Source organism: Massiliimalia massiliensis (assembly GCF_900155615.1).
Lineage (GTDB): Bacteria > Bacillota > Clostridia > Oscillospirales > Ruminococcaceae > Massiliimalia > Massiliimalia massiliensis.
Genome location: NZ_FUHT01000003.1, coordinates 281,413 through 302,473, shown reverse-complemented (window position 1 = coordinate 302,473; position 21,061 = coordinate 281,413). Strand labels below are relative to the sequence as shown.

The following is a 21,061-nucleotide window of genomic DNA, read 5'->3' as shown; positions in this document are numbered from 1 at the left end:
AGATTTATGGTTTATTGTGATGATACTGCACATCTATTGGCCTACTCTCCGTTTTGTTGTGCGGTATCATGTCGGCTGTAGTAATTGCCAGGTCAGGCGTTTTCTCCCAGAAGCTCCGCTTCAATTCCAAGCATTTTGCAAATCATCTTCAATTCTTCCACATGGTCTCCATAGACCGCATGGCAGTGGTTTGCGTCAAAGCAATCCAGGAATATTTGATGGTCAAACGGCAGCTTTGCAAAAACATGCGGCCATTCCGGCGTGGTTTCCGCCATTTTTTCTTTTGGCAGCGTCACAAACTCCGCCTTCATAATCGTCATCCGGTATTTGCCCTCTGTCCTATTCAGCCTGGCAATCGTTGCCTCTCCTGGTTTCGTCATGCAGGTAACATGGCATCCGCCCCCGGAATAAATCGGGAGCGCCGGATTTAATGAAACATGCTTTAAATTCTCATCTGGGTTGTCCGAACCCGCCGCATAATAGGTTGACTGTGATCCGCAGTTGCAGAACACCATGACGTCATAATCAGAATCGTAATGCCTTACATCCATGAAAATGACCGGCTTTCCTGTCAAAAGCTTCAGAATCTGCATAGTTAACGCCGCGTCGCTGTCTGCTTCACAGGCATACGCCATTGGCTCCTTCGGGCCGTCCCAATCGTAGGGATCATTGATAAACGCCGCACTTAAACATTCGGTGCAATGATGCCGGCTCATCTCGTAATGGCATTTCACACCCAGGAAGTCCAGCTCATTGTCACGGATAATTCTTTTGATCGCCTCATGATGGCGGATCTGTGTTTTCAGCTTTTCTTCGGTCAGCTGCACACCATCATAATGAATGGATTCCAGCTTGTCATTCAGCCATTGGAAGCCTTTTTCCACCTGTTCCTCCGGAATCTCCTGCGCAATGCGGACAATTTCTGATTGGTCAATGTGCTCTACATCAATTCCAAATATCTTCTGCCAGTCCTGCATGGAAACGGTCGCGCTGTACATCCCCAGGCTTCTGCCGCCCACAAGTCCGTATTTCTGTCCGTTTAATGTATGTACTGCCCTTGCACAGCGGGCAAAGGTCAGCACCCTTTGCAGCACTGACTCCTCCCGAATATCTCCTGCTGCCCGAAAATGTTCGATACCTAAATGATGAAGGGCTCCGCCGGCCGCCAGCATTGCAACCATTCCGGGCCATTCCGGATTAAGATTTGCCGCAAGCAGAATCGGGACGCTCAAATTCTGTGCTGCGATTGCAGAGAAATTCGGGAAGGAGAATACCCCATACGAGAAGATCACTCCATCCACATCCTGCGCGGTCATACGCAGGGCTTCCTCCTTGGCAGACTTGACTGAAGCTACTAATCCAGTCGCCTGAACCAGTTCTATCTCACCATTTTCCTGAAGGGCCTGCGTAATTGCGTCCACCTGTCGCTGTACGATTTCTTTGAGCTGCTCATGTACCTCCGGTTCGCCATCAGAAAACCCGATAATCCCGATACGTGGTTTTTGCATATTTTTATGTTTCCTTTCTCATCTTATCTGGAAGAATCTTCCTATCCATTTCATATTTGACTTTAATCAGAAGTTTTATTTCATTTAAACGATGATAAAATTCATAAATGAATTTATTTTTTCAAATTTATAAAAAATATATCTATAATTGAATTTTGATTATTCATATATGAAATTTAAATATTTGATTTAGCTATATTATATTTAATAAAAACATATTTGTCAATGATTTTTCGCAAATTCTCTAAAAAATTTCCCAAAATGTCGGATTGACAATTGCTGCATATCTCTTTATAATTAGAATAGTGAATTGGATCGTTGTGACAAAAAATAAAAATATACAAGAATTGGAGAAACGATATGCCAGAAGAGTACATCACTGTTCCCGCAGTCAATCGGGCAATTGATATTTTGGAGTATGTGGCGCAGTCCCCCTCCTCTGTGACAACAAAAGATTTATGTGACGCATTACAGATTCCCACTTCCACCTGTTTTCGGATTATTAAAAATCTGCTGGCTCGGGGCTTTCTGATTGAAGACCGAAACACCCAGGGAAAATATTCAATTGGTTTCCAGCTTATCCGTTTGGCTGACCAGACTATGTATAAGCTTGACCTGCGAACCATTGCCCTGCCCTTTATGCGCCAGATTTCGATTGAAACAAATCAAGCGGTTCAGCTTGGCGTACTGGAAAGCGCCGGTGTTGTCTATATAGAGCAGTCCCTTCCTCTTCATCCGGTCAGCGCGATTGCGGAATCTCATACACCGGTGCCAGTCAACATCTGTGCGGCCGGAAAGGTGCTCTGTGCCTATATGCCGTTGTATAAACAGGCGGACTATCTCCGGCGGGCCAATCTTGCAAAAAATACGCAGTACAGCATTACTGACAAGGAAATTCTCACAGAAAAGCTCCAGACTGTCCTGGCAAACGGCTACGGAACAGATGAACAGGAATTTTCCATCGGCGTAGGCTGTGTCGCCGTCCCAATTTTTAACTATACCGGACGTTGTGTTGCCGCTATCGGTACCACAGGAAATTTTGCCGACTATAATACACCCGAAAAAATGGATAAAATTTTGAAGGTGCTCCGTCCCATCTCAAATGAAATCTCTTTTCAACTTGGGTATCATTCATAATAAAAAGAGGGCTGAACGCTTTTTGTTCAGCCCTCTTTTAAACAGAAAAGCCCGGCAGACTTGCCAGGCTTTTTATTATGAAAACGGTGTGCCGTCCTCCAGATAAATCTGTTTCCGCAGTACCTGCACCAATGCCTCCTGCCCGCTTTCCCTTAGAAACAGGTCGGTAAGCAGGGTCGGATTAATGTTCTTCTGTCCCGCTGTAAACCGCATTTTGTAAACAACCGCGCCATCCTCTATCTCTTTTCCGAGCACCGAAAATTCCGGTTTCAAGTCAACAGGCTTCTCTCCCTTTTTCGTCCGCTTCATCACAACCAATTCCGGACGGGTACAGAATTCATCAAAAAGTACGGACACCTCTTCCGGATTATTGCAGATAAAACGCAGCTCATAGTCCGCCCACCGAATCTGCTGTGGTTTTTCCTTCTGGAGCGCGACCCTGGTTACAGCCATATCCCGCGGCAGATTTTCTCCTAAACGCCTTTTCACTTCCTCCAGCTCCATGGGTTCCGCCAGCCTGAAATCCATACATTCGCATTCGCTCTCATACCCCAGAGCCAGCGGCAGGGCAAAGGTGAGATACATATGCGGGTTAAAGCCCTGCGTATACCAAACCGGAATGTCTGCCCGCTTTAACGCCCGCTGCATACATCGGGTAATATCCAGATGGGAAATGTACTTAGCGCGGCCCTTTTTCTGATAGAAAACCCGCACGTTTGGCATCGCAAGAATCTGCTGGTTCCGTTCCGCCATATTTTCTACATTGCCGGTCCGAGCTGTATTATTCAACGCATTTTCCTCCTTTGCGATCCAATAGCTTGTTCGCGCCGCAGCCGGCACACTGCTCCCGGCAGTTCGGGGTTGTAACCGCATTCTGCGCTTTCTCCCACTCCCGCGCCAGAAACGCCTCGCTTACGCCGAAATCCAGATGGCTCCAGGGGAGCACCTCCCCGACCGTACGGGTACGGTTCGCGTAAAATTCAATGGAAAGCCCGCATTCCTTAATTGCTTCCTCCCACCGGTCAAAATAGAAATGCTCGTCCCAGCTATCGAAGTAGCATCCCCGTTTCCAGGCCTCATAGATCACCCTGCCAAGCCTGCGGTCTCCCCTCGCAAACACCGCCTCCAGAACGGAGGTCTTGCTGGCATGATATTTAAAGGAAATTTTCCGTGAGGTAATGCAGTCCAGCATATGTTTTTGCTTTGTCACAATCTGCTCTAATGTGTCCTGCCCAAACCACTGGAATGGGGTAAACGGTTTCGGCACAAAGGTAGAAACCGACACAGTGACATTGACCGGCCTGCCTTTAGGACGGTTTTCCATGTGATGATAAAATCCGACAATCTTCTGTGCAAGCTCAATAATCCCCTCGCAGTCCTCCATCGTTTCAGTCGGGAGTCCCAGCATAAAATAAAGCTTGACAGAGGTATAGCCGCCTTCAAATGCAATCCGGCAGGAGGAAAAGATATCCTCTTCCATAATGTTTTTATTGATGACGTCCCGCAGCCTCTGTGTCCCTGCTTCAGGTGCAAAGGTCAGGCCGCTTTTTCTCACCCGTGCAATTTTCTCCAGAAGCTCCTCTGAAAAATTGTCGATCCGCAGGCTGGGCAGGGAAAGATTGATATGGTTATCTACTGTATAATCAATCAATTCGTCCAGCATCGGTTCGAGCTTTGAATAATCAGAGGTGCTGAGTGAGGAGAGTGAAATTTCCTCATAACCTGTGCTCTCACATAGGTCTTTGCCCTGCCGGCAAAGCACATCCGGATCCTTTTCCCGCAGAGGACGGTATAAAAATCCCGCCTGACAGAACCGGCATCCCCGGATACAGCCGCGCATCAGCTCTAAAATTGCCCGGTCATGGACAGTTTCAATAAAGGGAACTATAAATTGATCCGGATAAAAGGTTTTGCTCATGTCCTGGACGATCCGCTTTTTCACCGGGAATTTTGCGTTGTCAACCGGCGCTATCTCACGAATCCGCCCATCCTCATAGTAAGATACTTCATAAAGGGACGGGACATAAACGCCCTCAAGCCGGTTTGCTTCTTTCAGAAATTCCGTCTTGCTCCACTTCTCCTCCTTTGCCTTTCGGTAAAGGGTGACCAGCTCTACGATCACATCCTCGCCTTCTCCAAGCATAAACAGGTCGACAAAATCGGCAAGCGGCTCTGGGTTGCAGGCGCACGGGCCTCCGGCTACTACCAGATTTTTGAGCTCTGTCCTTTCTTCACAGAGAACCGGAATTCCGGCAAGATCCAGCATATTGAGAATATTGGTAAAGGATAATTCGTACTGGAGCGTAAAACCAATGATATCAAAGTCTTGAACCGGATCAAGGCTTTCTAATGCATACAACGGAATCCCTTCCCGGCGCATCGCTTCCTCCATGTCCATCCAGGGTGCGAATACCCGTTCGCACCAGACATCCTCTATCGAATTGAGCAGCGAATACAGGATTTTCATCCCCAGATGAGACATCCCAACCTCATAAGTATCCGGAAAACAGAAAGCAAAGCGGACAGAAATCTCCTCCGCTTTTTTGACAATGCTGTTCAGCTCTCCGCCGATATATCTGCCCGGCTTCTGCACATTCGGCAAAATCCGGTCTAATTTTAACTGTATCTCTTTCAAAATAATCACCCAGCCCTTGCAGTGCAAAGGCTTCCTTTCTTACAGAGTGTAAGGCACTGTCACCAATGGAATACCGTTTCCAGAAACACATTGAACATCATAACCAACGGCAAGGTTGCCGCCGACAGGATGGTTGATACCGCAAACAGCTCCGAAGCATAAACCGGATGGTTGTCAAACCGCAGAGCGAACGCAGTGCATACAGTTGCCACCGGGCCGCCTAGTGAAATCGTGATGCTCAGCAGGATAATCGGGTCAATCGGCATCCATCGGAACATCAAGAGGATGACAGCCGGATACAAAATCAGCTTTAAAAAGGAAACATAATAAATCCGTTTTTTGAGAAAGACGGTCTTGAGGTCTGACTGCGCCAGAGTCAGTCCCGCAATTAGCATTGCAAGCGGCGTATTCATGTCAGATATGTATCCCAAGCTATCGGTCAGAATCGTCGGCAGCGGAATCTGAAGCAGATAAATGACCAGTCCCAGCAGGGCGGCAATCAATGCTGGGCTGCACAGCTTTTTGATCCGTTCCTTTACGGTAGGCTTCTGCCCGCTCTGTCCCCCCATCAGGATAATCCCGTGCGTCCAGACAAACAGGTTAAAAACAGTAACGACGCCGGTCAGGTAAAAAACCCCTTCCGCGCCAAACACTCCGTTGACAATTGGAATCCCAATAAAGCCGCAGTTGGAATAGGTCGCTGCAAAACGTTCCACCTGATAGGCTTTCTGCTTGTCCGACACCAAAAAATGGGACAGAACAATCAAAACAAGCAGGCTGACCGCCGTTATTCCAAGGGAGAGCATCAGCCCTTGCAGGTGCTTCGCGTCATAATCTGTATCATATGCCATAAACAGAAGCGCCGGATTTACAACCATGAGCAGCAAATTGGAAAGCTGTTTATTTCCTTCCTTTGAAATGACTTTTGTCCGGTAGGCAATCATCCCCACCAGCATAATCAGGAGCATGATCACAACCTGCTGCAATACCTTCAGTGCCACATCCATCTTTATGATTCTCCTTTATGTTCTTTTTTGAATATCCAAAGCTTGCTGAACAGGTAATTCAGCACAATTACAATCATATTAGAAATAATTTTAACCACCAGGTCATTAAAGCGGAGCAGCTCCGCAAACACCCACATGATCCCAATATCCAGTACACCCGAAAAGGCCCTGCAGGCAAAAAAAGCGGCCAATTCGTGCAGGAGCGCCTTCTTGCCATCCCGACGGCTTTCAAATACCCAGATTTTATTGGTTACATAGGCAAACAAAACTGATAAAAGCCATGCGATAGCTGTTGCCGCGACAGGCGGCATCGCCAGCGGGTGAGCCAGAATTGCATAGCTGATAAAATTGACCAGCGTTGTCAGCCCTCCGAACAGTAAGTATAATATTATCTCTTTATACTTATAGTAATATTTTTTGATTGTTTTCAACCCAATTTCCTTCTTTCATATACCTTTTTATTATAATCGTTTTTTCCGCTTCCTACAATAGTTTTTCCCTGATTTTTCTTTTTCAGACATTTTCTCCGGCTAAAGCGTTGAATTTCTTTTTCTGATTGTGTATAATGAAATTTATAGAATTGATTGGAGGCGTGTCGAAAATGTTTCAGGATATGATGGATACCATCGGACTGGTAGAACAATATGACAAAGAGGTCGGTGAGGCAATGGGCGCTGAATTAAAACGCCAGCGCAGAAACATTGAACTGATCGCAAGTGAAAATATCGTTTCCCCTGCTGTTATGGCGGCTATGGGATCGGTACTGACAAACAAATATGCAGAGGGCTATCCGGGAAAACGGTACTATGGCGGCTGTGAATGCGTGGACGTTGCGGAAAATCTCGCGATTGAACGCGCCAAGAAGCTGTTTGGGGCAGAGCATGCCAATGTGCAGGCTCATTCGGGCGCACAGGCAAATATGGCTGTCTACTTTGCATTGCTCCAGCCGGGCGACACAGTGCTGGGAATGAGCCTTGCGCACGGCGGCCACTTAACCCATGGTTCCCCGGTAAATATGTCAGGAAAATACTTTAACTTCGTTTCCTATGGGTTAAATGAGGAAACCGGTATGCTGGATTATGACATGGTTGAAGAACTGGCAAAACAGCACAAGCCAAAAATGATTGTTGCAGGCGCTTCCGCCTATCCCCGTGTGATTGATTTCAAACGCCTCTCTGAAATTGCTGAAAGCGCCGGCGCTTACTTCATGGTAGATATGGCGCATATCGCCGGATTGGTTGCCGCAGGCGTCCACCCAAGCCCTGTTCCATACGCGGACATCGTAACGACTACTACACACAAAACCCTGCGCGGGCCGCGCGGCGGTTTGATCCTCTGTAAGGAAGAATATGCAAAGGCTATTGACAAGGCGATTTTCCCCGGTACTCAGGGCGGCCCGCTGATGCACGTCATCGCGGCCAAGGCAGTTTGCCTGGGCGAGGCCTTAAAGCCTTCCTTTAAAGAATATGCACAGACTGTTGTGGACAATGCCAATGCGCTTGCCGAAGCTCTGATGGGATATGGTTTTGATCTTGTTTCCGGCGGAACGGACAACCATCTAATGCTGGTTGACCTGCGCAAATTCCACATTACCGGAAAAGAGCTTCAGAACCGTCTGGACGAAGTGTATATCACTGCCAACAAAAATGCGATTCCAAACGATCCGGAAAGTCCGTTCGTCACCAGCGGTGTGCGGATTGGCACCCCGGCTGTCACCAGCCGCGGTATGAAACCGGAGGATATGAAGGTGATTGCAGAATGCATCTACCTGACCGCGACAGATTTCGACAATAAAGCAGAAGAAATTCGCGCAAAAGTGAATGAACTCTGTGAAAAATATCCATTATATGAATAAACTCTGCTTGACTTTTTATCTGTATTTGATATAATTGGTTTAGAGCTTCTATTATTTTGGAATATTTTTCTTTCAGCTTCTCCGGCACCTGTTTTCTTTGGAAGGCAGGTGCCTATTTATCCATGGAAAATGTTGTAGAAAAACATTTTAAAATAGCATATGTTTTCTTGCAGATAAAATACAAACAAATAGTTCTTAAAAACATCTATTTATGTCATAAAATAGGTGTTTTTTTGTGTTTGTTTTTATGAACGAAAACATATACTTTTTCGTTCATAAGAAAAGGTATAGAAAACACCTCTTTTAGAACCTGAAAAGCTATAATTTTACTAAGAACGGAAAGGTATAAAAAATATTGCACAAAAAAATCATTTATCTTCCCCGATTTCTGAACATAGTATATCACAACCTTTTTTATTTGTAAAGCTATTTTATAAAATTTTTCTAATTTATCCATTCTTTTGGTATCTTAGTTATAAAAAGATTGCATTTAACAATGGGATACGCTTTGCTTTTTCTGAATACACTTCCATGAAAAATCAACCCGAAAACATTTTTTCCCCACCTAAAATTAACCATAAAAAGTCTTTTGCAGCAGCAAAATATAAAAAACAGGCGCTGGAAAGATTCAAATCTTTCCAGCGCCTATTCGCCTTCTGTTATTGAAAAGCCTGTACAATAAACTGTGTTGCACTTCCGACAACTGAAGATTCATCCTCAAAGGACGGAAGCGTAATCGACAAATCCTGTACGCAGGGCGTCAGGCTATTGCGCAGGACGTAGCGTTCCGCTTCTGTTACAATTTCCGGGAAAACCTTAGAAAGACCTCCCCCAATCACAATTCGCTGTGGGTTGATCAGGTTAACCGCGAGGGAAAGCGCCAGCCCCAGCTTGGAGGCAACGTCCTGTATTACCCGAATCACAGTTTTGTCCCCGTTGCGGTAGGCCTGTACGATATCGGTGATGTCCAGCTGCTTCAGTTGCTCCGGCGACTGTTTAAGGAGAGAAAATACATTCATGGAGGACAGCTCCTCCACAACCTTCTGAACGATCATCGGGATAGTGATATAAAGCTCCAGACAGCCCTTGTTCCCGCAGGTGCAAAGGATGTCGTCATCCGAAACCTTCAAATGCCCCAGCTCGCCGGAAAAGCCTTGTGTTCCCATTAAAAGCTGAGAGTTGACAACCAGCGCCGCTCCAACCCCGTAACCAATCGAGACAAACATAAAATTAGAGAGCTGCTGGGAACTGCCAAAGGTTTTTTCAGCCAAAGCCATACACCTGGCGCTGGAATCCAACATAACGGGTAATTCAAAACGCTCTTTCAGGCGGTCGACGATATGCGGGTCAAGCCCGCTGATATTCGGTGCAAAAACCACCACTTGGTTGATATAGTCGATGATTCCACTGACTCCTATCCCAATTCCCAGGATTTTTTCTTTGGAATACTGGTCAATATACCCCTGGATTAACGCCTCAATTTTCTCCTGCGCCAAGGTCGGCGCAGGGGGGACCATGTTTGTATTTAGAATCGTTCTATGTTCCATTACCGTCCCATCAAGCGCCACCACTCCGATCTTAAAGGAATGGGAACCAATATCAATTGCAATTATTTTTGCATAAGAGGGATCGATGGACAGGCAGGTCGGCCTTCTTCCGCCGGAGGATTCCATAATTTCACCCTCCATAATGATTCCGTCCTCAATCAGCGCTGTGACAGCCTTTGATACGGTCAAAACACTTAAACCAAGCAGCGACGACAATTCCGCCCGCGTGATTGATCTCTGTTCAAAAATTTTCTTTAAAACCTCTTTTTTTGCCCCGCTATATTCAGGCATCTGCATTTCACAGCTACCCCCTCTCTATTTTGTCATCTGGATTCGAAATGATGGATTAATTTTGCTGAAGTGCTAAAATACCACTAAAATTATACCATGCTCTTCTATTTTTTGCAACAAATTTCACTTTACATATCCTATTCTTATTTACTTAAATATATTTTATTTATAAAAGTTTTAAAAAATATATTGACTTTCAGATTATAAGATTATATAATACAGTTGTCATGAACGTAAATAAAAAATAATAGAAAAGAGGTTATCACTATGAGCGAAAAAGCAATCAAAACCCCATTACCAAATGCCGGATTGGGCTGGACCGCCATCGATCAGCAGGAGATTGATGCAGTTACCAATCTCTTGAAAACCCCGGAAAAACTTTTCCGTTATGACGAGGGCGAGAAACGGCAATGCGATTATCTGGAAAAAGAGCTGCGGGACAAAACCGGTGCGCACCATGCCCTGTTTGTCGCTTCCGGAACAGCAGCGCTGGCTTGCTGCCTGTCGGCCTATGAGCTCGGGCCGGGCGATGAAGTCATTGTTCCAGCCTACACCTATATCGCAACCGCTGCGGCTGTCTGCGATGTCGGAGCGGTTCCGGTAATCGCTGAAATCGACAATTCTCTGGGACTCGATCCTGCAGACGTTGAAAGAAAAATCACACCCTATACGAAAGCAATCATTGTAGTACATATGCAGGGTGTCCCGGCAAAGCTCGATGCGATTCGCGCAATTGCCGACAAACACAATCTGATCCTAATCGAGGATTGCTGCCAGGCGATCGGCGCCACCTACCACGGCGATTTCTGCGGAATTCATTCCCATGCCTTTGCCTGGAGCACCAACTATTATAAGGTACTGACCTCCGGAGAGGGCGGCGTCTTTTTTGTACGGGACGACGACGCGTTCCAGCGCGGACTCTATCAGTCAGACTCCGGAATGACAATGTGGAAAACCTCCATTGAAAGCGTGCTGAAGGTTGCGGCCTTTTCAAGAAGCGGCGCCCGTGGCAATGAAGTCGCGGCGGCAATTTTACGGGTTCAGCTCACAAAGCTTGATCAGATTCTTGGGAAAACCCGCGGACTGAAAAAGCTCCTGCTTTCCAAGCTTAATAAGCCGCTTCATTACTCCCTGCAGTATGTAGATGATCCTGAGGGCGACTGCGGCTTCTCGGTCACCTTTATTGCAAACAGCCAGGAGGAATGCAAAAAGATGAACGAGCTGCTGGTTCAGGAAGGGCTGTCTCTCGGCTCTGTTTATGACGCCGGGTTCCCAGACCGCCATATCTATGCAAACTGGGATTCCATCATGAATAAGAAGGGTGCGACACCGCTGAATTATCCATGGAATGACCCAGCCTATAAAGGAAACGTCACCTATTCCAAGGATATGTGTCCGCAGACGCTGGATATCCTATCCCGCAGCCTCCGTTTTACGATCAACATTAAGATGACAGAACAGAACATGCTGGAAGTTGCAGATGCTATCAACAAGGTAGACGCAGCTATGTAATTCGTGCGAAAAGCAGCTAAGCGGCAATTTAGATTGCCCGCTTAGCTGCTTCTACCAAATGTTTTGATTCAGGCTTATCAGAATACCAGAGGAAACATTATGACATATCATACAAAATTTGTATTGAAACGTTACTTTTTCATGGTAGTCGGCTGTTTATTTTACGCAGCCTCAATCGATCTGTTTCTGGTACCCCACCATATTGTAACAGGCGGGGTCACCGGAGCGGCAACCCTGATCGCAATTCTGACCAATGTAAAAGTCGGCATTACCAGCGCCCTGATAAACATCCCGATTCTGATCGTGGCATTTAAGATGATGGGATGGAAATTTATTGCAAGATGCTTTTTAACCACATGGCTGCTGGGGATTTTCATTGACATTTTTTCGTTCCTTCCCTCCTTAACGGATAACCTGATGATGGCTTCCTTTTACGCAGGCATCTGCCAGGGAATTGGAATCGGATTATTTTATAAATATGCTGTTTCCAGCGGGGGCACAGAGCTTTTGGCGAGGATTTTGATGCGCCTTTTCAAACATTTCTCTCTCGGCACAATGCTCGGCATCCTGGATGGCCTGATCGTTATTATCGGCTGCGTGGTGCTCAAAAATCCGGAAAATACCCTTTGCGCGCTGATCGTAATCCTGGTCAGCTCCAAGGTAAGCGATATTGTGATCGGCGGACGGAACAACACCAAGCTCTGCTACATTATCACCGAATGCTCCGAAGAAATTTCCGCGCGCCTGCTTAGCTGCTCAGAACGAGGGATTACCTATATTCCCGGAAAGGGAATGTACCAGAAAAAAGAGAAGGGCATCCTGATGACAGTTGTGAAAAACAAGCAGGTAGCTGCCTTAAAGGAAGAGGTCCATCAGATTGATCCGCAGGCTTTCGTGATTATTGGAAACGCGAGCGAGGTGTGCGGCAATGGATTTCATTCCTTTACAGAGCAAGCCTGAGGATAACGTTTTGTCAGAAAGTTTCTCATTGTGAAGGAGGGAATTATTTGAAAAAGCTGAAAATTGGAATTATCGGGCTTGGTTTTATTGGCTCTGTCCATATTGACGCCATCAACAGAAGCCCGTTTGCCGAAGTAGCCGCAATCTGTGACACCAACCGGGAGTTCGCTGACCTTGCGGGAAAGACGTTCCAGATTCCGAAGGTTTATTATGATTACCACGATATCATCTCAGATCCCGAAATACAGGTAATCCACAACTGCACGCCGAATAATCTGCATTTTGAGATCAACAGACTCGCGTTGGAAAATGAAAAACATATCCTCTGTGAAAAGCCACTGGGCATGACTTCCGAAGAAACCGCAGCCCTGCTGGAAATCAGCAAGGCGCAGCCCAGCCTTAAAACCTGCGTAGATTTTAATTACCGGATGTATCCGTTGATCCAGGAATACAAAAAACGAATGCAAGAAAACGAGTTGGGTACGCCCCGGCTGGTGCACGGACATTTCCTGCAGGACTGGCTGTTATATGATACCGACTATAGCTGGCGGCTGGAAAACAAGGTTGCCGGAAAAACACGCACAGTGGGAGATATCGGATCTCACTGGTGCGATATTGCCGAAACCCTGCTGGGTACGCGGATCAAAGAAGTGATGGCGAATCTTGTGACCGTCATTCCGACTCGAAAAAAGCCACTTAAGCAGGTAAAAACTTTTTCCTCTTCTGCAGACGACGGGCAGCAATATGAAAATTTCACCGTTTCTACCGAGGATTATGCCTGTGTTATGCTCAAAATGGAAAATGGCGTGCAGGGCATCTTTTATATTTCTCAGGTCAGTGCAGGACATAAATGCGACCTGAATATTGAAATTAACACAGATAAGCTGTCATGGTCCTGGTCTCAGCAGGAGAGCGACCGTGCTTGGCTCGGCTACCGCGACCAAGCCAATCAGACTGAGATGCGAAATCCCAACAGCTTTCATTTTGCAAACCAGTATACTCATCTTCCGAGCGGACATCCGGAAGGCTTCCATGACGCGATTCTCAATAATTTTAATGCTTTTTATCAGTCCATTCTGATACCGGGCAACACTGACACAGACTATGCGACCTTTGAGGACGGACATCATATCATGAGCGTGATCGATGCAATCGTAGCAAGCAGCCAAACAAAACGCTGGGTGACGGTCACAGACTAAAAGGACAATCGAAAAAGGTGGGTAGTTCCAAACTGGAACTACCCACCTTTTTATCTGCTCTGCGCCAATAAAAACGTTCTCATATGAATCCGGGGGCAATTCCCTACCGGATAACATGGTCGGCCTTCATCGCTTTTTTAAACTGAAAAGCAAATAAAACTGCGGTAAAGGTAACTGCGATAAAGTCTGCAATCGGCTCCGCCATATAGACCGACATCGTCTGATTCTCAGAGAAAATATGCGGCAGCAGATAGATCAATGGAATCAGAAGGACAAATTTCCGCATCACCGCCACTACAATTGACGCCATAGCATTTCCAAGAGAATTAAAGGTCATTTGACACGCTATTTGAATCCCGAACAGCAGCAGGCATCCCATATAGACACGGAGCGCCGTTTGTGTAAACTCTAATAACTGTGTATCTGTAGTAAACATCGCTGCAAATGCCTGCGGGAACAGCATCACACAAAGCCACAGCAGAGTGGAATAAAACAGGCTGGCTTTCAGCAGCAGCTTGAAAGCCGCTTTTACTCTGTCAAAATTCTTCGCGCCATAATTATAGCTGATAATCGGCTGCGCCCCCTGTCCCAGCCCCTGCAGCGGAAGCATGGCAAACTGCATGACGCTGGTCAGAATAGTCATTGCGCCGACAGCAATATCCCCGCCGTACCGGAGCAGAGAGGAATTAAAGCAAATAGAGATGATGCTCTCACTCGCCTGCATGATAAAGACAGAGACTCCTAACGCGACACTGGGGAAAATTACCCTTGCCTTTAGTCCCAGGTTACGCCGGCGGATTTTCAGGAAGGTCTTTTTCCCGAACAGAAATACCAGAACCCAGGCGCAGGACATTGCCTGCGACAGAATGGTTGCCAAGGCGGCGCCCCGCACTCCCATATGAAAGCCGAAAATAAAAATCGGATCAAGGATGATATTAGCTACCGCACCAATTAAAACCGAGAGCATGCCGGTCTTTGCAAATCCCTGTGCGGTAATAAAGGCATTCATTCCCAGAGTGAGCTGGACGAAAATCGTCCCAACAGCATAGATATTCATATAGCTGACGCCATATTCAATCGTATTTTCACTGGCGCCAAACGCCATGAGAAAATCACGATTCCACAAGAGAAGGATAGCAGTCAAAACGGCAGAGATGATAATTTGCAGGGTAAAGCAGTTTCCAAGTGTTTTTTCCGCAGATTCGTAATCATCCTTCCCCATAAAGATAGAAGCCCTCGGCGCTCCGCCGTTCCCGACCAAGGCGGCGAAGGCCGTCACAATCATGATCAGCGGCATACATACACCGACGCCAGTCAGCGCCATTGCACCGATCCCTGGGATATGGCCAATATAAATTCGGTCCACAATATTATAAAGCATGTTGATCACCTGCGCCGCCACAGTCGGAAGCGCCAGCCTCAGCAACAGCCTGCCAATCGGTTCTTTCCCTAAAAAGTCCTTCTCCTCGTTCACACCGATTCTCCTCTTTCCAATGCTGATTTTGTATTTGCCATAATCCTGTCATTCAACGCAAAAAACAGTTCCCGTTCCTCCTCTGTAAAACCGGAAAATACAATTTCCCGGAATTCCAGGCGCAGGGCGTCTATCTCCTCTGTTATCGGCCTTGCCGCCGGTAAAATGGACAGATGGATTTTCCTGCGGTCAACCGTATCCTGCCTGCGCTGGAGCAAGGATTTTTGGATCAGGCTTTCTACTGCCTGCGACACTGCGCCCTTGGATAGCATTCGCAGCTCAACAATGTCCACGGCAGTATCTTTTCCCGGATTATTCTGAAGGAAGCTGATAATATTGGCTTCAATCGGCGTGAGCTGATACCGGCCGCTGATCTTCTTCAGCATCCCCTCATACAGCCTGGCAATTCTTCGTATACTCATTAACAAATCGGTGGTATGCGCCATATTAGACATCCTCTCTGACCAGTCCATAATAGTTCGCAGAAAAATAGTTTTTCAGAAAACTATTTTTCTGCGAACTATTATACCTCTTTCCTTCTTCCCTGTCAAACAGTGAAGATAACAAAGATTTCTCTAAAATACGGTACTTATTTGGCCGCTATTGTGGGGGAGAGAGTATTTGACACATTGCTCTGTCCCGGTTACAATAGAATTAATGAAAGACAGGCCTATACAGATTCTGTCAAAACAACAGCATACTTTTCAACTGATTTGATTAAAATGGAGGGAACGAGATGAACACAGCAGGAAATCCAGCCAGTTCAAACGAGATTACCCGGAATTATCTGGACTCTATCCTTATTGAAATGAGGCATATTGATAATACTCTGCCGGATACCACCTTTCGCCTGTTTGGGGAAGAATTCGCAACGCCGATTACTACTGCGGCATTATCCCATTTGGGGAAGGATTCCGAACATGGGATGGTCGAATTCGCACGGGGCGGCGCAATGGCAAATGCCATAGTCTTTACTGGGATGGGTGATACCAAAGAGCTCGAAGACATGGTCGCTACCGGTGCCAAGGTAATCAAAATCATCAAGCCATATGAAGACGAAAACCTGATCTGTGAAAAAATTCGGCACGCGGAGGACTGCGGAGCGTTTGCTGTAGGGATGGACATTGACCATGCGTTTAACAAAAAAGGGGAATATGACAACATCCTGGGATTTCCAATGCGTCCTAAAACGCTTGACGATCTGAAGCGCTATGCGGGCATGACCTCTTTACCCTTTATTGTGAAAGGGGTGCTGAGCAGGGTTGACGCGGAAAAATGCGCGGAGATCGGAGCATCTGGAATCGTCCTTTCCCATCACAACGGTATCATCGATTATGCGGTTCCCCCGTTGATGATCCTGCCGGAAATTATGAAAGCCGTAAATGGGAAGCTCGCTGTTTTCGTCGATTGTTGTATGGAAAACGGAGCAGATGCTTTTAAAGCCCTGTCATTAGGCGCAACGGCTGTCTCTGTAGGACGAAAGCTGATGAAGCCGCTGTCGGAGCAGGGTGCAGAGGGTGTTGCTGAGACGATCAGGCTTATGACTACACAGCTTAAAGGAATCATGGCAAGAACCGGTGTTGCCAATCTTTCCAGCTTTGATCCGTCCGTGCTGCGGCTCCCATAAGCAGAAAATAGGAAGTGAAGCTAATAGCTTCACTTCCTATTTTTATTTTATCCGATAGTTACTCTATTCTTTTTCCAGCCATTGCCGAAGCGCCGCCATCATCTGTCGGATATCCAATGGTTTGGCAAGATGCATATTCATTCCCGCCTGCTGCGCAGCATAAATATCATCCGCAAATGCATTTGCGGTTAGCGCAATAATAGGAATCTGGGAAGCGTCCGGCCGTTGCAGCTTTCGAATCGCTTTGGCGGCTTCATAGCCATTCATCACCGGCATCTGAATATCCATCAGAATCAGGTCATAGTACGCCGGGAGCGAATCATAAAATCGATCAAGAGCAGCTTGCCCATTTGCAGCCTCTTCTACAATCAGACCTTCCATTTCAAGAAGCTCCCGTGCGATTTCCCGGTTTAGGTCGTTATCGTCTACCAACAAAATTCTCCATTGACGATCTGAAGAAAGCGGCGCCTGTGATAAACTTTTAACGTTTTCCTTTTCCCGCAAAGCATTAGAAAGCCGCAGGTAAATTGTTGTAATAAAGCGGGAGCCCTGATTCAGCCGGCTTTCCACCTCAATCGTTCCGTTCATCATACGAACCAGGCTTTGGGCAATTGACAGACCCAGGCCAGTACCCTGCACTGAACTGGTACGGGCGTCCTCTGCCCGTTCAAAGGGTTCAAAGAGTTTTTCCATAAACTCCTCTGAAATTCCATACCCGTTGTCCTCGACGATAAACTGATAACAGCCAATTCCACTGTCCGAGCTGAGCAGCTCATTGACAATCAGCCGAATGGTTCCATGCTCCGGCGTATATTTCACGGCGTTTGTCAGCAGATTCAGCAGGATCTGCCTTATGCGAACCATATCTCCCTCTACATTATCATGTATCAGCTGCCCAATCTCTACAGTGAGCCTTTGATTTTTGCCTTCTGTCTCCTGAAGGATAATTCCTTCCGTTTCCTCCAGCAGCTGATGAAGATGAAAAGGCGCAATATTGAGCTGGGTATTCCCGCTTTCAATCTTAGACATATCTAGAACTTCATTAAGAAGCTGAAGCAGATGATCGCTGGACAAACGTATCTTTGCCAAGCAATTTTTGACCTTCTCTGGATCCGATAAATTCTGTTCGGCAATACTCGTCATACCGACTACTGCGTTCATTGGTGTCCTGATATCATGGGACATACGGGAAAGGAAGTCGCTTTTTGCCAGATTCGCGCGCCTCGCCGCCTCATAGGCTTCCTGCAGCGCATGCTTTGCCAGCTCCTCTTCCTGCTTGCGCTCCAGCTCCTGACGGTGTTCCTCTGTTACATTCCGAAAGCTTAGAACCAGGCTGCCCACCTGTTCCTTATCCCGTTCAGCCAGATAAATTTCCATCCGCAGCCAACGCCCCGCTCCCTGGCGCTCTTCCCAATATTCTATCGATATGCTGTCATTCACGCTGTGCAGAGAACGGTTTAGCTCTTCCGAGTCCAGTAATATAGAAAGCCGTTCCTGATCCTGTTCGGCCACACAGTTTTTAAGATATGCCCGAGTGTTTTCAAAAAACCCATCCTGACGTTCATAACGCAATAATGTTCCTGCCATCCCCGGCAGACGGATGCCATAGCTCCAGTCACCCCGGATATCTACATAGTAAATCCCAAGATAGGCACTGTTGACTGCACGGATCGCAGATTGATTCATCTCAAGCTGTTGGATATTGGCACTCAGCTCCTGCTTTTCCTTTTGAATATTTCGAATGGTTCCAACAACTTGGCAGGGAGCGCCATGCCGGCGTATCACCTTACCGGTAACATGATACCACCAATAACCATCCTCCTCCGGCACCTGCGGTGTACGAAAGCGGCAGTCAAACGCTTCTCCCCCTCCGCCGCAGATGTTATGCAAAGCCTTGGGGAGATCCTCCGGATGAATCACCTTTTCCCTTTTCAAAAGCTTTTGATAGTCCGGGAATTCATTCATCTCCACATAGCTTTTTCCATGCTCGTCTATTTGCGGCTCATAAGCGATGAACGTATCAGTCTCCATCGTATATTCGTACATAACATCGGAGCTGCTTTCCATTGCCAGCCGGTACATTTCTCTTTCCCGCTTCAGCTGTTCTTCCAGTTCCCTGCTTTCCGTAACGTCAATAAACATTCTCTGGATTACCTGAGTTTCATCCGACAGCCGCAGAAGCGCATTGCTTCCTTTCAGCCAATGAATACTCCCATCCGGCCAGATTACACGGTATTCCAGCCACACCCGGTCTCCCACCTGCCGCAATGACCGATAAGAGTCGCGCAAAATATGACTATCCTCAGGATAAACCGTATCAGCGATGCCCTGACTCCAATCGCGCTGCTCCACAGTAAGCGGATCGCATCCAAGCAGGGTAACCGCTGCAGGGTTAATCGAAACCAGTTCGAACTCATCTTCCTTTTTCAACAGCCTGAGAATACCGCAGGGTACCGTGTTATAGATACTGCTAAGCAGTTCCTGTTGACGCCGCATATTCTCGGCGCCGTGCTCCGCATCCGTAACGTCAAGATAGAGTGTATTGAGGATGGTCTGCCCATTTTCATCCTTAGATTTCCTGCCGCTGTCCAACACCCACTTAAGAGACCCGTCCTTACACCGGACGCGATATTTCCGTGAATATTCCTTCCTGCCATTTTGAAAATCCTCAGCAAAGCCTTTGCGTACCATCTCACGATCCGGCGGATAAATTGCACCAACCCCATTGCCGCCGGTCACCTGCAAAAACTCCTCTACTGTATATCCAAACAAAGCCGCCGCGTCATTGCTGACATAAAGATAGCGATAAGGATCGGAAGCCTCACAGATTGCCAAGCCACCCGAAACAGACGACATAATTATCTCTAGCTGATGGTTTTTTTGTTTCATTTCTGATTCAAGCTGCCTCAGACTCTCCTGAACGTATTCATAGGATTGTCTGCCAATGCCATCCGGAAACTGCTCATTTTCCAGAAGCTCCATGTAGGGGTTGGAGCAGTGCAGATGAATACATTCCGGCTCTGCATCCGCCCACCGGAATACAAAGGTCATACGTTGATGCACCTTCAGATACATTTCTGTTGCAGGATCTGTAGCAATCCACATCCGTCCCGTACAGATAAAAAGATTCTGTGCTCCTTCAATTACATCATAGTCTTCCTCGGTGACAGTGCATTTCGCAATAGCGCCTTTAAATTGTCTGAAAAATGAGGCGACCTGTTCCCTGCCAACCGCATACTGCTCCTCCCCGGCCCCAAACCAGCTAATCTCCGGGCCAAAGGTCGCAATAACACCCTCCACATCATTTTCACAATAATGCAGATGCATCATCCGGCTGGCTTCCGCTTTCACCCGGTCGATTTTCTCCTGACATCCTCGATACTCCATTATTTATCCTCTACTTTTCCCAAATCAAATCCTCTGGTCATCCCATAATACAAGCTGGAAATCTCGTATAGATCGTCCTATAGTTCAAATGATGTCTCGTTCTGATATCCTTATTATAAAGAATGTAGGAAAGAAAAACAAGATACAGTCTGCATACCTGACCATATAGTATCAAAATTTAAGGAGGCAAGCCTCTCTCTTCCGCTTTAAAATATCAGCGCTGTACAGAATATCCGTACAGCGCTGGCCAAAGCTTCCGGCACTAAAGAATATACTCTAGTCCTCTGCATCGATTCGCTCAATTTTAAATATTACCGGTCGTGTCCCATCATTGCAGCAGGCAATCATCATTTTCTCGTCGTTGGTCCATCCCTTCATAATCGATCCGCCCTGTAACGCAGTATACACATACCGGCTGATTGCGTCCCATGCCTCAGAACAGAATTTTCCGTCCAGCATATGCCAAAAATCGTCTCGCTCTTGGTTCCTTTCCAGAATAAACTCCTGGCCCACCTCAAATATGGGACATTCTCCTGATTTAGGATCAGCCAGATACTGCTCCTGTAAATCCTGATAGCATTCCTTACGGATCACTGTAATCTTGCATTTGTGTTCCATATCAAATTCCTCCATTCGTTCTGCCCGGAAAACAACTATGGTCATTTTCGGCCAAGCCTCTCTTTTCAGCCGATACGGAAATACCTGTATATATGCCCTGTATCATTTTGTCCGTATTTCAAAAAGAAGCCCGCCCGAGCTATACCATCATTATACATGATTTATTGTTCAAATAAAAGTACGGAGATTCTTAAGACGAGAAAAGCAGAGACTTCCAAAATTACAGTAACGAAAATCGGAGACCAGCTCCTTCAGCATGACTATTCTGTTAAAATCTTAAAAGCAAATCATGGCGTGCTTTGCC

General features: G+C 46.7%; 16 protein-coding genes. 6 read left to right on the top strand and 10 right to left on the bottom strand.

What is annotated here, in order from left to right:
• Positions 1–92 precede the first annotated feature (92 nt).
• Positions 93–1,508, bottom strand: a complete 1,416-nt coding sequence (locus CZ360_RS05470) for an L-fucose/L-arabinose isomerase family protein (protein WP_077533188.1) — start codon at positions 1,506–1,508, stop codon at positions 93–95.
• Positions 1,509–1,868: 360 nt separating this feature from the next.
• On the opposite strand from CZ360_RS05470, the gene CZ360_RS05465 reads away from it, so the two are divergent.
• Positions 1,869–2,645, top strand: coding sequence for an IclR family transcriptional regulator (locus CZ360_RS05465; RefSeq protein ID WP_077533187.1), 777 nt, complete (start codon positions 1,869–1,871; stop codon positions 2,643–2,645).
• Between the two features lie 75 nt (positions 2,646–2,720).
• Here the strand turns inward: CZ360_RS05465 and CZ360_RS05460 are convergent, their stop codons facing one another.
• Genes CZ360_RS05460 through CZ360_RS05445 form a run of 4 tightly spaced genes read right to left on the bottom strand, consistent with a single transcriptional unit; the run spans position 2,721 to position 6,718 of the window.
• The gene (locus CZ360_RS05460; protein ID WP_159438121.1) at positions 2,721–3,434 is read right to left on the bottom strand and encodes a TIGR03936 family radical SAM-associated protein; all 714 of its coding nucleotides are present in this window, start codon (positions 3,432–3,434) and stop codon (positions 2,721–2,723) included.
• Positions 3,427–5,280: a TIGR03960 family B12-binding radical SAM protein gene (locus tag CZ360_RS05455; protein WP_077533767.1), complete on the bottom strand. Its 1,854-nt coding sequence runs from the start codon at positions 5,278–5,280 to the stop codon at positions 3,427–3,429. The genes CZ360_RS05460 and CZ360_RS05455 overlap by 8 nt, the downstream gene beginning before the upstream one ends.
• 59 nt (positions 5,281–5,339) lie before the next feature.
• On the bottom strand, positions 5,340–6,287 hold the full coding sequence (locus tag CZ360_RS05450; RefSeq protein ID WP_077533186.1) for an AEC family transporter: 948 nt from the start codon (positions 6,285–6,287) through the stop codon (positions 5,340–5,342).
• A 2-nt stretch (positions 6,288–6,289) separates the two neighbouring features.
• Complete coding sequence (locus tag CZ360_RS05445) at positions 6,290–6,718, bottom strand: GtrA family protein (RefSeq protein WP_229407997.1); 429 nt, start codon at positions 6,716–6,718, stop codon at positions 6,290–6,292.
• 170 nt (positions 6,719–6,888) lie between these two features.
• On the opposite strand from CZ360_RS05445, the gene CZ360_RS05440 reads away from it, so the two are divergent.
• On the top strand, positions 6,889–8,142 hold the full coding sequence (locus tag CZ360_RS05440; protein ID WP_077533185.1) for a serine hydroxymethyltransferase: 1,254 nt from the start codon (positions 6,889–6,891) through the stop codon (positions 8,140–8,142).
• A gap of 659 nt (positions 8,143–8,801) precedes the next feature.
• On the opposite strand, the gene CZ360_RS05430 is transcribed toward CZ360_RS05440, so the two are convergent.
• Complete coding sequence (locus CZ360_RS05430) at positions 8,802–9,986, bottom strand: ROK family protein (protein WP_077533183.1); 1,185 nt, start codon at positions 9,984–9,986, stop codon at positions 8,802–8,804.
• A 261-nt stretch (positions 9,987–10,247) separates the two neighbouring features.
• On the opposite strand from CZ360_RS05430, the gene CZ360_RS05425 reads away from it, so the two are divergent.
• The 3 genes from CZ360_RS05425 (at position 10,248) to CZ360_RS05415 (ending at position 13,651) form a co-directional block, all read left to right on the top strand.
• Complete coding sequence (locus CZ360_RS05425; protein WP_077533182.1) at positions 10,248–11,492, top strand: DegT/DnrJ/EryC1/StrS family aminotransferase; 1,245 nt, start codon at positions 10,248–10,250, stop codon at positions 11,490–11,492.
• A gap of 99 nt (positions 11,493–11,591) precedes the next feature.
• A complete protein-coding gene (locus CZ360_RS05420) occupies positions 11,592–12,452 on the top strand; it encodes a YitT family protein (protein ID WP_077533181.1) in 861 nt (286 codons plus the stop codon).
• A gap of 47 nt (positions 12,453–12,499) precedes the next feature.
• A complete protein-coding gene (locus tag CZ360_RS05415; protein WP_159438120.1) occupies positions 12,500–13,651 on the top strand; it encodes a Gfo/Idh/MocA family protein in 1,152 nt (383 codons plus the stop codon).
• A 103-nt stretch (positions 13,652–13,754) separates the two neighbouring features.
• On the opposite strand, the gene CZ360_RS05410 is transcribed toward CZ360_RS05415, so the two are convergent.
• Entirely contained in the window at positions 13,755–15,125 is a 1,371-nt protein-coding gene (locus CZ360_RS05410) for an MATE family efflux transporter (RefSeq protein ID WP_077533179.1), read from the bottom strand.
• Positions 15,122–15,571, bottom strand: coding sequence for a MarR family winged helix-turn-helix transcriptional regulator (locus CZ360_RS05405; RefSeq protein WP_077533178.1), 450 nt, complete (start codon positions 15,569–15,571; stop codon positions 15,122–15,124). The genes CZ360_RS05410 and CZ360_RS05405 overlap by 4 nt, the downstream gene beginning before the upstream one ends.
• A 290-nt stretch (positions 15,572–15,861) precedes the next feature.
• Between CZ360_RS05405 and CZ360_RS05400 the strand changes: the two genes are divergently transcribed.
• Complete coding sequence (locus CZ360_RS05400; RefSeq protein WP_077533177.1) at positions 15,862–16,752, top strand: alpha-hydroxy acid oxidase; 891 nt, start codon at positions 15,862–15,864, stop codon at positions 16,750–16,752.
• Between the two features lie 63 nt (positions 16,753–16,815).
• Here CZ360_RS05400 and CZ360_RS05395 read toward each other — a convergent pair whose 3' ends face one another.
• Together CZ360_RS05395 and CZ360_RS05390 are read right to left on the bottom strand one after the other, a co-directional pair.
• The gene (locus CZ360_RS05395) at positions 16,816–20,139 is read right to left on the bottom strand and encodes a PAS domain-containing protein (RefSeq protein WP_077533176.1); all 3,324 of its coding nucleotides are present in this window, start codon (positions 20,137–20,139) and stop codon (positions 16,816–16,818) included.
• A 276-nt stretch (positions 20,140–20,415) separates the two neighbouring features.
• Positions 20,416–20,802, bottom strand: a complete 387-nt coding sequence (locus tag CZ360_RS05390; RefSeq protein WP_229407996.1) for a TIGR04076 family protein — start codon at positions 20,800–20,802, stop codon at positions 20,416–20,418.
• Between the last annotated feature and the right edge of the window lie 259 nt (positions 20,803–21,061).

Excerpts from the sequence above, each read along its gene's own strand:
- CZ360_RS05440 (WP_077533185.1), top strand. The coding sequence starts at position 6,889 with ATGTTTCAGGATATGATGGATACCATCGGACTGGTAGAACAATATGAC.
- CZ360_RS05465 (WP_077533187.1), top strand. The coding sequence starts at position 1,869 with ATGCCAGAAGAGTACATCACTGTTCCCGCAGTCAATCGGGCAATTGAT.
- CZ360_RS05430 (WP_077533183.1), bottom strand. The coding sequence starts at position 9,986 with ATGCAGATGCCTGAATATAGCGGGGCAAAAAAAGAGGTTTTAAAGAAA.
- CZ360_RS05400 (WP_077533177.1), top strand. The coding sequence starts at position 15,862 with ATGAACACAGCAGGAAATCCAGCCAGTTCAAACGAGATTACCCGGAAT.
- CZ360_RS05425 (WP_077533182.1), top strand. The coding sequence starts at position 10,248 with ATGAGCGAAAAAGCAATCAAAACCCCATTACCAAATGCCGGATTGGGC.
- CZ360_RS05395 (WP_077533176.1), bottom strand. The coding sequence starts at position 20,139 with ATGGAGTATCGAGGATGTCAGGAGAAAATCGACCGGGTGAAAGCGGAA.
- CZ360_RS05390 (WP_229407996.1), bottom strand. The coding sequence starts at position 20,802 with ATGACCATAGTTGTTTTCCGGGCAGAACGAATGGAGGAATTTGATATG.
- CZ360_RS05405 (WP_077533178.1), bottom strand. The coding sequence starts at position 15,571 with ATGGCGCATACCACCGATTTGTTAATGAGTATACGAAGAATTGCCAGG.
- CZ360_RS05450 (WP_077533186.1), bottom strand. The coding sequence starts at position 6,287 with ATGGATGTGGCACTGAAGGTATTGCAGCAGGTTGTGATCATGCTCCTG.
- CZ360_RS05470 (WP_077533188.1), bottom strand. The coding sequence starts at position 1,508 with ATGCAAAAACCACGTATCGGGATTATCGGGTTTTCTGATGGCGAACCG.
- CZ360_RS05420 (WP_077533181.1), top strand. The coding sequence starts at position 11,592 with ATGACATATCATACAAAATTTGTATTGAAACGTTACTTTTTCATGGTA.